Here is a 13,830-nt window from a genome sequence, read left to right on the forward strand (position 1 = left end):
GTTCGGGGAAGGACGAGAACCTTCGACTAAGGTTCGACTCGAGCGTAGCGAGAGAGCGTTGCCACAGGCAACGACCCGAAGGGTGAGGCGCTTTAGCGCCGAATCATCCTTCCCCCACCACCATCTTCTTAGATTAATCCGTACTTCCTTTTCGAATCTCTCTTAATTGTATAAACCGCCGATCGGGGAAGGACGAGAACCTTCGACCAAGGTTCGACTCGAGCGTAGCGAGAGAGCGTTGCCGCAGGCAACGACCCGAAGGGTGAGGCGCTTTAGCGCCGAATCATCCTTCCCCCACCAACATCTTCTTAAATTAATCCGTACGTCCTTTTCAAATCTCTCTTACCTGCATTTAAATGTGCGTTGAATACCTAACAGATAACCTGTGGTGGGATAGTCCTGCTAACTGCCGAAGGACACATTTCAGCGTTTAACAAACAAAAAAAGCGCGTCGGCAAACTGCCCTTCGCGCCCATAAAAAACCCCGCAGCGCGGGGTTTTTCGTTATCAGCGACGTGCGCGAACTATCTGATATTTGCGCGTCAGATATTCAACCGGCGCGCTCCAGATATGCACCAGTCGCGAGAAGGGGAACAGCACAAACAGCGTCATGCCCAGCACCAGATGCACGCGGTAGATAAAAGCCACGCCATTAAGATGTTCAGATGCGCCAACGTGGAAGGTCACCACCGACTGCGCCCAGGCCACCAGCTTCATCATTTCGCTACCATCCATATGTTGCGCAGAGAAAGGAATGGTCAGCAGGCCCAGCGTACACTGCACCATCAGCAGGGACATAATCAGAATGTCCGCCGCCGTTGAGGTGGCACGAATACGCGGGTTAAACAGACGACGTTTCAGCAGCAGCAGACCGCCGACAAGGCACAGTACGCCGCTGGCACCGCCGCCAATCATCGCCATCTTCTGCTTCACTTCAATCGGCAGGAAGGATTCATACATCCAGTGCGGCGTTAACATCCCGAGGAAGTGGCCGGCAAAGATACCCAGAATACCAAGATGGAACAGGTTCGAGGCCAGCGTCATCCCTTTGCGATCCAGCATCTGGCTGGAACCTGCTCGCCAGCTGTACTGACCGTAGTCATAGCGCAGCCAGCTGCCAATCAAAAAAATGGCTCCGGCGAGGTACGGGTAGATATCAAAGAAGAACATATTAAGGAAGTGCATTAGCGCTCTCCTCCTGTTGTGATATTCAGATACTGCGGCGCGACGGCGCCCGCAAAGCGACGCTGGTGCGCGGTGATATCAGATTCACCGCAGCCCTGTTCGGCGAAGAATTTCACCTGCTCTTCTTCCCACACGGCATCCAGCGCCTGCGGCGTATCATCGCGCGCTTCACCAGCGATTTTCTCAGCCACCTGCGTGTCATCCACCTGGGTATTCGCCAGGGATAACAGCGCGTCGAACAGCGCCGCATAACGACTTTCACGCTGGGCTAAACGCGCTTTTAACAGCGCCAGAATCGGCGCGATATCCTGTAAACCGCCAATCGCCTCGGCGTGTGGCAGCTGCGCCAGATACTCCAGATAAAGCGGCAGATGATCCGGCAGCTCACGGCTGTCAAGCGCTAAACCGTGGCGTTCGTACTGCGCCAGCAGATCGACCATCGCCTGGCCGCGGTCGCGGGATTCGCCATGCACATGTTCAAACAGCAGCAGCGACGTCGCGCGACCACGGTCAAACAGCTCGCTGTAGTTCGCTTGCGCATCGAGCAGATCCTGAGATGTCAACTGACGCAGAAACTCACCAATCTGCCGGGCGTCTGACTGCGCCAGATTTTCACCGGCCGCCAGCGCATCGAAAACCTCCTGCTGATGCTGCCATAAGGCAGCATCCGGGTATTCGAGTAAGCGGGAAATAACCACCAGTTCAATCATGGGTGCGGCTCCGTTTTCACTGTTACATCTACCGCATCGATGCGGCGGCTGTTGAACAGGTTGAAATTGCTGTCCGAGCCGTGGCAGCCATCACCGAAGCTAAAGCCACAACCGCTTTTCTCCGGGAAGGCTTCACGCGCCAGCTCACGGTGGCTCGACGGCACCACGAAACGGTCTTCGTAGTTGGCAATCGCCAGATAGCGGTACATCTCCTGCGCCTGGGCTTTCGTCAGACCGACTTCTTCCAGCGCGCGGGTATCTTCCACGCCGTCAACGGTTTCCGCACGTTTGAAGTGGCGCATCGCCAGCATACGTTTAAGGGCCAGCAGCACCGGAGCGGTATCACCGGCGGTCAGCAGGTTGGCAAGAAATTGCACCGGAATGCGCAGGCTATCGACATCCGGCAGGATACCGTTGCTGCCCAGCTCACCCGCGTCAGCAGCAGACTGGATCGGTGACAGAGGCGGCACATACCAGACCATCGGCAGCGTGCGGTATTCCGGGTGCAGCGGCAGCGCCAGCTTCCAGTCCATCGCCATTTTGTAAACCGGGGATTTTTGCGCCGCATCGATAACGCTCTGCGGCACGCCATCAGCCAGCGCCTGAGCGATCACCGCCGGGTCATTCGGATCGAGGAACACATCCAGCTGACGCTGGTAGAGATCTTTCTCGTTTTCGGTGCTGGCAGCATTCTCAATTGCATCTGCGTCATACAGCAGCACGCCGAGGTAGCGAATACGACCCACGCAGGTTTCCGCACAGACTGTCGGCATGCCCGCTTCGATACGTGGGTAACAGAAGATGCACTTCTCGGATTTACCGCTTTTCCAGTTGAAGTAGATTTTTTTGTACGGGCAGCCGGTAACGCACATGCGCCAGCCGCGGCATTTATCCTGATCGATCAGCACAATGCCATCTTCTTCACGCTTGTAGATTGCACCGCTCGGGCAGGTCGCAACACAGGCCGGATTCAGGCAGTGTTCGCACAGGCGCGGCAAATACATCATAAAGGTGTTTTCGAACTGGCCGTACATCGCCTTCTGCATGTTCTCGAAGTTTTTATCTTTGCTCAGCTTGTCGAACTCACCGCCTAAATCGTCTTCCCAGTTCGGGCCGGCGGTGATTTTGTCCATCCGCTGACCGGTGATCAGCGAGCGCGGGCGGGCAATCGGCTGATGTTTGCTTTCCGGCGCGTTATGCAGGTTCTGGTAATCGAAATCAAAAGGTTCGTAGTAATCGTCGATTTCCGGCATATGCGGGTTGGCGAAGATTTTACCCAGCAGCAGCGCGCGGTTACCCATGCGTGGCTGCAGTTTGCCGTTGATTTTGCGGATCCAGCCGCCCTTCCATTTTTCCTGGTCTTCCCAGTTGGTTGGGAAGCCGGTGCCCGGTTTGGTTTCGACGTTGTTAAACCAGGCATATTCCATACCTTCACGACTGGTCCAGACGTTTTTACAGGTCACGGAACAGGTATGACAGCCGATGCACTTATCGAGATTCAGCACCATGCCGACTTGTGAACGAATTTTCATTTTGCGCTCTCCTGTACCTGGTCATTGCCTTCGCCATCCAACCAGTTAATGTTCTTCATCTTACGTACCACTACGAACTCATCGCGGTTGGAACCCACCGTGCCGTAGTAGTTAAAGCCATAAGCCAGCTGGGCATAGCCGCCGATCATATGGGTCGGTTTTGGGGTAATACGGGTGACGGAGTTATGGATCCCGCCGCGCTGCCCGGTAATTTCTGAGCCCGGCAGGTTCACAATACGTTCCTGCGCGTGGTACATCATGGTCATCCCGGCCGGCACACGCTGGCTGACAATCGCACGGGCGGTCAGCGCACCGTTGGCGTTAAAGACTTCAATCCAGTCGTTATCTTCAATGCCGATCTCTTTGGCGTCTTTATCGCTCATCCACACCACCGGACCACCGCGTCCCAGCGTCAACATCAGCAGGTTATCGCTGTAGGTCGAGTGAATGCCCCATTTCTGGTGCGGCGTCAGGAAGTTGAGCGCTTTTTCCGGATTGCCGTTAGATTTCACGCCCATGACTTCTTTAACCGAATGGGTATCGATCGGCGGACGGTAAACCAGCAGGCTTTCACCAAAGTCACGCATCCACTGATGATCCTGATACAGCTGCTGGCGGCCGGAGAGCGTACGCCATGGAATCAGCTCGTGAACGTTGGTGTAACCGGCGTTGTAAGAAACATGTTCATCTTCCAGACCTGACCAGGTTGGGCTGGAGATAATCTTGCGCGGCTGGGCCTGAATATCGCGGAAGCGAATCTTCTCTTCCTGCTTATTGGTCGCCAGATGGGTATGGTCGCGGCCGGTAAATTCGCTGAGGGCAGCCCAGGCTTTTACCGCTACGCTACCGTTGGTTTCCGGTGCCAGCGTCAGGATCATCTCTGCAGCATCAATGGCGGTATTGAGCATCGGCTGGCCTTTCGCCGGACCGTCCGCTTTGGTGTAGTTCAGCTTACGCAGCAGATCCATTTCGCTCTGGGTATTCCACGCGATGCCTTTGCCACCGTTGCCGATTTTCTCCATCAGCGGACCGATAGAGGTAAAGCGCTCATAGGTGGCCGGGTAGTCGCGTTCCACCGGAATAATGTGCGGCGCGGTTTTACCAGGGATCAGCTCACACTCGCCTTTTTTCCAGTCTTTCACCCCCAGCGGCTGCGCCAGTTCGGCAGCAGAGTCGTGCTGGATTGGCAGCGTCACGACATCGGTCTCTTTACCCAAGTGTCCGACGCAGATTTCCGAGAAGGATTTGGCGATGCCTTTATAAATTTCCCAGTCGCTTTTCGATTCCCATGCCGGATCGACAGCAGCAGAAAGCGGATGAATAAACGGATGCATATCCGAAGTATTCATATCGTCTTTTTCATACCAGGTCGCGGTTGGCAGTACGATATCCGAATAGAGGCAGGTACTGGAGAGACGGAAGTCGAGAGTGACCACCAGATCCAGTTTGCCGTCGAGACCGTTATCGTGCCACTCCACCTCTTCCGGTTTCACGCCGCCCTGTTTACCGAGATCTTTCCCCTGAATACCGTGTTCGGTGCCCAGCAGGTACTTGAGCATAAACTCGTGACCTTTACCGGAAGAACCCAGCAGGTTGGAACGCCAGATAAACAGGTTACGCGGATGGTTTTTGCCGTTTTCCGGCTGTTCCGCCGCGAAACGGAGCGATCCCTCTTTCAGGGATTTCACCGTGTAATCCACCGCGCTCATGCCTGCTTTTTCCGCTTCGGCGGCAATACGCAGCGGGTTGGTGCCCAACTGCGGTGCAGACGGCAGCCAGCCCATACGCTCAGCACGGACGTTAAAGTCGATCAGATGCCCGGTATAGCGGGATTTGTCCGCTAACGGTGAAAGAAACTCCTGCGCCGTCACCGTCTCATAACGCCACTGGCTGGAGTGATTATAGAAGTACGAGGTACTGTTCATATGACGCGCCGGACGCTGCCAGTCGAGGGCGAACGCCAGCGGCTGCCAGCCGGTTTGCGGACGCAGTTTTTCCTGGCCGACATAGTGCGCCCAGCCGCCGCCGCTTTGACCCACGCAACCGCAGAAGATCAGCATATTGATAATGCCGCGGTAGTTCATATCGAGGTGATACCAGTGGTTCATCCCCGCGCCGATGATGACCATCGAACGGCCATGGGTTTTGTCGGCGTTATCGGCGAATTCGCGGGCGATACGGATAATTTGTGACTGGGCAACGCCGGTCACTTTCTCCGCCCAGGCTGGCGTATAAGCTTTAATTTCGTCATAACGGGTCGCGCAGTTCTCATCACCGAGACCGCGATCGAGGCCGTAGTTCGCCATGGTCAGATCGTAGACGGTTGCCACCAGCACGCTGGAGCCGTCGGCGAGCTGCACACGTTTCACCGGCAGTTTGTGCATCAGTACATTGTCGAGTTTTACCCCGGCGAAATGCTCGGTGTTATCACCGCCAAAATAGGGGAAGCCAACCTGCGCGATATCGTCATGTTTGCCGAGAAGGCTCAGGTTCAGCTCAACATCCGCGCCATTGCTGCCGTCGCGTTGCTCAAGGTTCCATTTACCTTTTTCGCCCCAGCGGAAGCCGATAGAGCCGTTCGGTACGGTCAGGTTGCCTTCACTGTCGTGAGCGACGGTTTTCCATTCCGGGTTGTTTTCCTGACCCAGCGCATCGACCAGATCGGCGGCACGCAGCATACGACCGGCGGCGTAGTAACCGTCACGCTCTTCGAGCATCACCAGCATCGGCATGTCGGTATAACGACGTACGTAATCGGTAAAGTACTGGCTCGGTTTATCGAGGTGGAATTCGCGCAGCATCACGTGGCCCATGGCCATCGCCATTGCCGCATCGGTGCCCTGCTTCGGTGCCAGCCACAGATCGCACAGCTTGGCGATTTCTGCGTAATCTGGCGTTACCGCCACGGTTTTGGTCCCTTTGTAGCGCACTTCGGTAAAGAAGTGGGCATCCGGGGTACGGGTCTGCGGAACGTTAGAGCCCCAGGCGATGATATAGCTGGAGTTGTACCAGTCGGCGGATTCCGGCACGTCGGTCTGCTCGCCCCAGGTTTGCGGCGAAGCAGGTGGTAAATCGCAATACCAGTCGTAGAAACTCAGGCAGGTTCCGCCGAGCAGCGAGAGGTAACGCGCACCGGAAGCGTAAGAGACCATCGACATTGCCGGGATCGGCGAGAAACCCGCCACGCGGTCCGGGCCGTAGGTTTTGACGGTATAGACGTTCGATGCCGCAATCAGTTCGTTCACTTCCTGCCATGAGGAGCGGACAAAACCACCGCGACCGCGCGCCTGTTTGAAGCTTTTCGCTTTATCGGCATCTTCAATAATCGACGCCCAGGCGTTAACCGGATCGCTATGCTGCGCTTTCGCTTCGCGCCAGAGTTTGATCAGGCGCTTACGCATCAACGGGTATTTCAGACGGTTGGCGCTATAGAGATACCAGGAGTAGCTGGCACCGCGCGGGCAGCCACGCGGTTCGTGGTTCGGCATATCCGGACGGGTACGCGGATAGTCAGTCTGCTGGGTTTCCCAGGTAACCAGGCCATTTTTTACGAAAATCTGCCAGCTGCATGAGCCGGTACAGTTTACGCCGTGGGTGGAGCGCACGACTTTATCGTGCTGCCAGCGGCTGCGGTATCCATCCTCCCAGTCCCGGTTGGTGTTTAAGAGCTGGCCGTGCCCTTCGGCAAAGGTTTCGCCTTTCTGTTTGAAGTAGCGAAACCGGTCCAGGAATTTACTCATCGGGGTTCTCCTGTTGGAGCCTGTCTGGCTCTCTTGGTAAATCGACATTGCTGCATTTGTCGCGACGTTAAACCCCGTCAGGCGTTCGAGAATTGATGATGATCAAGCCGCAAAAGCATCCTTTTACTGCCTCACGAATGGAGTACCCACAAAGAGTTACTGATTTTTACTTTATAACCAATTGAAATATAATGTTTTTATTCATAAAAACGTAAAAAAACACCAAAAATTAACCGGACAGAGGTATTAAGGGGTAGATGTCTCTGCTAAGTGATGGCTGTCACAGTGGTTTGGGCAGCAGGCAGGGTCGGCCGCTTCAAAGTATGTTGTAACTAATAAAGGGATAAAAAAAGCGCGGTATGCACCGCGCAAGGATAATCAACAATTTACTCTTATTGTTTTTTACGCCCGTATATCGCCCATGTGATAGCCACGCAGGCAATATAGAACACCAGAAACACTTTCATCGCGCCGGCCGGAGAGCCGGTTAACGCTAGTGACGTGCCGAATGCTTTAGGAATAAAGAAACCACCAATGGCACCAATGGCTGAGATGAAGCCGAGCGCCGCCGCGGTTTCCGTAGCCGCTTCGCGCATTGCATCGCTCTCGGTACCACCGTTTTTCTTCGCTCGTTCCATGGCCATTTTGCGGAAAATCACCGAAATCATCTGGAAGGTGGATCCACTCCCCAGCCCGGCCGTCAGGAACAGCATCAGGAAAACGCCGAAGAATGCGATGAAATTACCGCCTTCGCCATCTGTCGGTAAGGTGAGGAACAGTAAAGCACTGAACAAAGCCATCACCATAAAGTTGACCAGCGTGACGCGCGTTCCGCCCAGACGGTCAGAGATGGCGCCGCCTGCCGAGCGCGCCAGCGCGCCTACCAGCGGACCAAAGAAGGCGAAATGCAGGATTTGCACGTTAGGGAACTGGGTTTTCGACAACATGGCAAACCCGGCGGAGAAGCCGATAAACGAACCGAAGGTCGCCAGGTATAGGAAGCTCATGATCCACAGGTGGGAACGCTTCAACACCGGCAGCTGCGCGCTAAGGGACGCTTTCGATGTCGCCAGTTCGTTCATGCCAAACCAGGCTGCCAGGGTAAATACCGCCAGTAACGGCACCCACACCCAGGCGGCATTTTCCAGATACAGCATTGAGCCGTCAGGCTGTGCAACGCCGGTACCGCCAAAGGCAGCAAAAATGGAAAAGGAGATCGCCAGCGGCGCTAACAACTGCATCACGCTGACGCCGAGATTACCGAACCCGCCGTTGATCCCGAGCGCGCCGCCCTGCTTCTGTTTGGGAAAAAAGAAGCTGATATTGGCCATACTGGAGGCGAAGTTAGCGCCGGCAAAACCGCACAGCAGCGAAATAATGATAAAGGTACTAAACGGCGTACTGAGATCCTGGACGGCAAAGCCGAGCCAGACGCAGGGAATAATCAGGATCCCGGTGCTGAAGGCAGTCCAGCGACGACCGCCGAATACCGGCACCATAAAGGAGTAAGGTACGCGTAACAGCGCGCCGGAAACGGAAGGCAATGCGGTCAGCATAAACAGTTGGTCGGTGGTAAACTGGAAGCCCACTTTCGGAAGGTTGACGGCCACTGCGCTAAAAAGCATCCATACGCAGAACGCCAGAAGAAGACAGGGCACGGAAATCCATAAATTGCGGCTCGCAATTTTATGACCCTGTTGTTGCCAGAAAGCAGGATCTTCAGGACGCCAGTCGGTAATAACCCGCTCTGACGAACTTTTATCCGTAATGGTTGAGTGCTGCATATACACCTCTGTAGTTCGGTTTGATGCAGCCACATTAGTTTCTACAGCGCCAGTTAAGTTGATATAAATCAAAGGAAAAGCGGCTCAGTTGCCGGGCAAAAAATAACCATGCTCATTTGTGAGTAGCGATTACCGGCAAAAAAGGTGTGGTTTTTCACGACCCTGACCTGCTGTACTCAGAATGTGCCCATTGATGTCGACTCACTGGCAATAAAGAGGTAGTCCTTTAGGGGTATGGGTATACCCCTGAGGATGTCTGACAATAGCGCCATCCGCCCCCTGGCGGCCGAGGAGCCTGAAACCGTATGTTAAAACGCCTTTTTTCGCCGATCTCGCTGGTTAACCAACTGGCGTTATTGATGCTGCTGTCGACGGTGATCGGCGTAACGGGCATGGCAATTTCCGGCTGGCTGGTGCATGGCATTCAGGGCAGTGCCCATGCCATTAACAAAGCCGGTTCACTGCGGATGCAGAGCTATCGCCTGCTGTCGGCTATTCCGCTCGACGCTCACGAGCAGTATCTGCTGGATGAAATGGAGTATACGGCGTTCAGCACGGATCTGGCGCAGGCTGCCACCCGTGACGGCCAGCAAGCACAGCTCAACGCGCTGCAAAACTACTGGCACACCGAGGTAATTCCGGCGATAAAAAATGCCCATCAACCGGCTGAAGTGGCCGACACCATCGCTATTTTCGTCGGGCGCATCGACAATCTGGTGACCTCTTTTGACCGCAGCACTGAATACCGCATTGAACAGGTGGTCATCATGCAGCGCTCAATGGTCATTGTGATGGGCCTGTTGTTGCTGTTTGCCGTGGTGTGGTTGCGGGCTCGTCTACTCCGTCCGTGGCAGCAGTTATTAAGCATGGCGCGCGCCGTCAGCCAACGTGATTTCACCCAGCGCGCGCAGATTAATGGCCGTAATGAGATGGCAACCCTTGGCGAGGCGCTAAATAATATGTCTGCTGAACTGGGTGAAAGCTACGCAGTGCTTGAACAACGGGTGCAGGAGAAGACCGCCGGGCTTGAGCAAAAAAACCAGATCCTCTCCTTTTTATGGCAGGCCAACCACCGGCTGCATTCGCGTATCCCGATGTGCGAACGTCTTTCCCCGGTGCTTAACGGTTTAAAGAATTTAACCCTGCTGCATGATATCGAGCTACGGGTTTACGATCTGGAAGATGAAGAAAATCATCAGGATTTTAGCTGCCAGTCCGATCTCAGCTGTGATGACAAAGGCTGCCATTTATGCCCACGCAACGGCATCCTAAACGAATCTACCGCGGGCGGCACCACGCTGAAATGGCGGCTGGCGGATGCGCATATGCAGTACGGTTTGCTGTTAGCGAAACTGCCGCCGGGACGCCATTTGAGCCACGACCAGCAGCAGTTGGTGGATACGCTGGTCGAGCAGATCACTGCCACCCTTGCGCTGGACAGGCATCAGGATCGCCAGCAGCAGTTGATGGTGATGGAAGAGCGCGCCACGATTGCCCGCGAACTGCACGACTCTATCGCCCAGTCCCTCTCCTGTATGAAAATGCAGGTCAGCTGCCTGCAAATGCAGGGCGATGCGTTGCCGCCAAATAGCCAGCAATTGCTCGGGCAGATCCGCAATGAGCTGAATACCTCATGGGCACAGCTGCGTGAACTGCTTACCACGTTTCGTTTACAACTGACCGAACCAGGGCTGCGTCCGGCGCTGGAGTCCAGTTGCCAGGAGTACAGCGGCCGTTTCGGTTTTCAGGTGCGTCTGGATTACCAGCTTCCTCCTCGGCTGGTGCCTGCGCATCAGGCGATTCACCTGTTGCAAATCGCCCGCGAGGCGCTAAGCAATGCATTAAAACACTCCGGCGCTACCGCGGTCAGCGTCGCAGTGCACCAGCAGGAAAAGCGGGTTATTTTGCGCGTCGCCGATAACGGCTGCGGCATCCCGGGGAATGCTGAAAGGACCAACCATTATGGATTGATAATTATGCGTGACCGCGCGCAAAGCCTGCGCGGCGATTGCCTGGTTCGTCCCGGAGCATCGGGCGGTACCGAGGTCGTCGTTACGTTTATCCCAGAGACATTTGTCTCATCCATGCAAGGAGATACCCATGAGTAATCAGGATCCGGCAACCATTCTGCTGATCGACGACCATCCAATGCTGCGCACCGGCGTGAAGCAGTTGATTAGCATGGCCCACGATATCACCGTGGTCGGCGAAGCCAGCAACGGGGAGCAAGGCATTGAACTGGCGGAAGCGCTGGACCCGGATCTGATTTTGCTGGATCTGAATATGCCGGGGATGAACGGGCTGGAGACGTTGGATAAACTGCGTGAAAAGAGCCTCTCCGGGCGGGTGGTTGTGTTTAGCGTTTCTAACCATGAAGAAGATGTGGTCACCGCGCTGAAACGCGGCGCGGACGGCTACCTGCTGAAGGATATGGAGCCGGAAGATCTGCTCAAAGCGCTGCAGCAGGCCGCCGCCGGGGAAATGGTGCTTTCCGAAGCCCTTACCCCGGTACTGGCCGCAAGCCTGCGCGCTAACCGCGCCACTACCGATCGCGATATCACGCAGCTGACGCCGCGCGAACGCGACATTCTCAAGCTGATTGCCCAGGGGTTGCCGAACAAAATGATCGCCCGCCGGCTGGATATCACCGAAAGCACGGTGAAAGTGCACGTTAAGCATATGCTGAAGAAAATGAAGCTTAAATCCCGCGTCGAAGCCGCCGTCTGGGTACATCAGGAACGCATTTTCTAAGGCAACGAGGCTGGCAGCGACCAGCCCGGCTGGCTGTAATCGGCTGGCGGAACCACCGGCTCCGTCAGCTTCAGTTCGATGGTATTTGATTCAACACGCTGCCCTTTTTCATCTTCTACCAGCGCCGACAGCGTCCAGCTGTTTGTTGCTCCCTCATCGCTATTCCAGCGCGGCATAATTAGCGTCCAGCCTTCGCTACTGCGTCCGTTGGCAGGCGGCGTCAGGCTTAATGCCTGCGTATCGCCCTGCCAGGTTATTGAACGCACGCCGTGGATGCTGTTAATTTGCAGCTTCAGCGCCACCGTCTCGCCGGGCTGTAAATCCCACGGCGGTGTGGCAAGGAATACCGACAACGTTTTACGCTGACGATGCTCAAACACCGGCGCGTTGTTGCGCGTCGGGCTGTCATAACGGCTACCGCGCAGCGAGCGGCTCCCGGCCACTTCACTGGCGGAGAGCTGTTTTGCCAGCGGTACGCCAAAGCGATAATTCAATTTCAGGCCTAAATCGTTTTGACTGACGCCGTTTTCCCCCTGCTTATGTTCGGCGGTCAAGGTCACCAGCGGCACGGGTGTATAATTCACCCCCAGCTTAACGGCCACAGGATTGCGATAACCGGTACCGGTATCAAACAGATCAACGCTGTCACCAAAATATTGCTCGACGCTGACGCTGGTATTGAGCTGCTGATAAAAAGGTAAGCGCGCCTGCGCCGTAACATCATAGCCCCGCGCCATGCGCTGCTGCAGCGTCGCGTTTTGGTACTCCCAGCTATTTACCGGCTGATAGTAGTTAGCGGAAAAGCGCAGATATTCGCCCCAGGCTTCTGCTCCCAATCCGGCGCGACCGAGGTTTTCCTCTACTAAATTGTCGTAAAAGGTGTTGTAACCCAGCAGCCAGTCACCGGCCACCCAACGCTGACCTACCCCCACGTTCCCCACCAGTCCGGCATCCTGCTGTGTTAAGCCAAGCTGGCTCCAGGTCAGATAGTGATGATTGTCCTGCAGCGGGACAAACCAGTCGCCATGACTGCCGGTAAATCCGCCCTCGTTGTCCACTTTCAGATCGACCGTGGCGCTGCCCCACGGCGAGAGCCAGGATTCAACGTGCTGATTCACTTCTTCACTCACCACATCCCGCAGCTTGCCAAAGGCAAACTGTCGCGCCTGCTGACCGGCCGTCAGGCCATTATCGGTCATGCTGGCCTCGCCAAAGGCTTTCGCCATCTCAGCAAAATGCTTCTCCTGCGCGCCCGTTTCCGCGGCCATACCGAGATCCGGTAGACCGTCACCGTCATTATCGAAGGGGTTTTCCGCTTGCTGAACGAAGCTGTTTTGCCGGGCACCGGCGACGCCGCTGACCAGTGACAACAGCAGGAGGGTGAGAAGAGAATAATTCATACTGTTAAGTTTAACGGTTTTACCTGCCCTTAACAGCGATAGACAAAATATCAGGAAAAACCTTATCCCTGCCCCGCGCTGCACTACAGTTAATGCACTACACAGCGGAGCGTCCTTATGAACATAACGTACAAACTTTTTGCGAGTGCGATGTTGTTTTACGCCGCGCAAAGCGGCGCGAACGCGCTTTTTACCCTGCAATCCCCGGCTTTTTCCGATAACGCATTGATGGAGAAAAAATTCGCCGGTAACGCCAGCAATAACCCGAACTGCACCGGTGAAAATTTGTCGCCTTCGCTGGTGTGGAACAATCCCCCTGCCGAAACAAAAAGCTTCGCGCTGGTGGTTCACGATCCCGAAGGCGCAAACGGGCTTGGGGTGACGCACCTGGTGGCTTACAACATTCCCCCGTCGGCAACCGGCTTCGGGCAAAACGATCTGCGCGACGGTAAAGGCTTTACCGGCGGGAAAAACACGCCGGGGAATTTTCGCTGGCACGGCCCTTGCCCACCGCCGGGCAGCGGCGCGCATCACTATACTTTTACGCTGATTGCTACCTCCCTGCCGCCCACGCTTCCCGAGGGGCTGACGCGTGATGATCTGTTCGCCAAACTGAAAGGCCATACCCTTGCCGCCGCCGGGCTGATTGGCCGCTTTGGTCAGTAATTATTACGCCATCGCTTTCGCCCGACGCAACGGCGCAGTAGCATAGACGGCACCACTTTTTA

9 protein-coding genes and 2 other RNA genes are annotated in these 13,830 nt (G+C 55.5%); 5 read left to right on the forward strand and 6 right to left on the reverse strand.

Annotation, left to right across the window (positions count from 1 at the left end; translation table 11 throughout):
- Window positions 1-4: 4 nt before the first annotated feature.
- Both RW65_RS21835 and RW65_RS21840 read left to right on the forward strand, forming a co-directional pair.
- A non-coding RNA gene (locus RW65_RS21835) (RtT sRNA) lies at window positions 5-123 on the forward strand.
- 48 nt (window positions 124-171) lie between these two features.
- Window positions 172-303, forward strand: a non-coding RNA gene (locus tag RW65_RS21840) — RtT sRNA.
- 204 nt (window positions 304-507) lie between these two features.
- On the opposite strand, the gene narI is transcribed toward RW65_RS21840, so the two are convergent.
- The 5 genes from narI to RW65_RS09335 form a co-directional block, all read right to left on the reverse strand.
- Window positions 508-1,185: a respiratory nitrate reductase subunit gamma gene (gene narI / locus RW65_RS09315; protein ID WP_039056453.1), complete on the reverse strand. Its 678-nt coding sequence runs from the start codon at window positions 1,183-1,185 to the stop codon at window positions 508-510.
- Window positions 1,185-1,895: a nitrate reductase molybdenum cofactor assembly chaperone gene (gene narJ / locus RW65_RS09320; RefSeq protein ID WP_039056454.1), complete on the reverse strand. Its 711-nt coding sequence runs from the start codon at window positions 1,893-1,895 to the stop codon at window positions 1,185-1,187. Before narJ ends, narI begins: the two co-directional genes overlap by 1 nt.
- The gene (gene narH / locus RW65_RS09325) at window positions 1,892-3,427 is read right to left on the reverse strand and encodes a nitrate reductase subunit beta (protein ID WP_039056455.1); all 1,536 of its coding nucleotides are present in this window, start codon (window positions 3,425-3,427) and stop codon (window positions 1,892-1,894) included. The genes narJ and narH overlap by 4 nt, the downstream gene beginning before the upstream one ends.
- Complete coding sequence (locus RW65_RS09330; RefSeq protein ID WP_039056456.1) at window positions 3,424-7,167, reverse strand: nitrate reductase subunit alpha; 3,744 nt, start codon at window positions 7,165-7,167, stop codon at window positions 3,424-3,426. Before RW65_RS09330 ends, narH begins: the two co-directional genes overlap by 4 nt.
- A 392-nt stretch (window positions 7,168-7,559) precedes the next feature.
- A complete protein-coding gene (locus RW65_RS09335) occupies window positions 7,560-8,951 on the reverse strand; it encodes a NarK family nitrate/nitrite MFS transporter (protein WP_039056457.1) in 1,392 nt (463 codons plus the stop codon).
- Window positions 8,952-9,256: 305 nt separating this feature from the next.
- Between RW65_RS09335 and narX the strand changes: the two genes are divergently transcribed.
- Both narX and narL read left to right on the forward strand, forming a co-directional pair.
- Window positions 9,257-11,059, forward strand: a complete 1,803-nt coding sequence (gene narX / locus RW65_RS09340; RefSeq protein WP_039056458.1) for a nitrate/nitrite two-component system sensor histidine kinase NarX — start codon at window positions 9,257-9,259, stop codon at window positions 11,057-11,059.
- Window positions 11,052-11,702: a two-component system response regulator NarL gene (narL, locus tag RW65_RS09345; RefSeq protein WP_039056459.1), complete on the forward strand. Its 651-nt coding sequence runs from the start codon at window positions 11,052-11,054 to the stop codon at window positions 11,700-11,702. Before narX ends, narL begins: the two co-directional genes overlap by 8 nt.
- Here narL and RW65_RS09350 read toward each other — a convergent pair.
- Window positions 11,699-13,102: a YchO/YchP family invasin gene (locus tag RW65_RS09350; protein ID WP_052250294.1), complete on the reverse strand. Its 1,404-nt coding sequence runs from the start codon at window positions 13,100-13,102 to the stop codon at window positions 11,699-11,701. The genes narL and RW65_RS09350 overlap by 4 nt on opposite strands.
- Before the next feature lie 150 nt (window positions 13,103-13,252).
- Between RW65_RS09350 and RW65_RS09355 the strand changes: the two genes are divergently transcribed.
- A complete protein-coding gene (locus tag RW65_RS09355; protein WP_502685552.1) occupies window positions 13,253-13,768 on the forward strand; it encodes a YbhB/YbcL family Raf kinase inhibitor-like protein in 516 nt (171 codons plus the stop codon).
- Window positions 13,769-13,830 lie beyond the last annotated feature (62 nt).

The sequence above is a fragment of the Enterobacter sp. Bisph1 genome, from assembly GCF_000814905.1.
Classification (GTDB): Bacteria; Pseudomonadota; Gammaproteobacteria; order Enterobacterales; family Enterobacteriaceae; genus Kosakonia.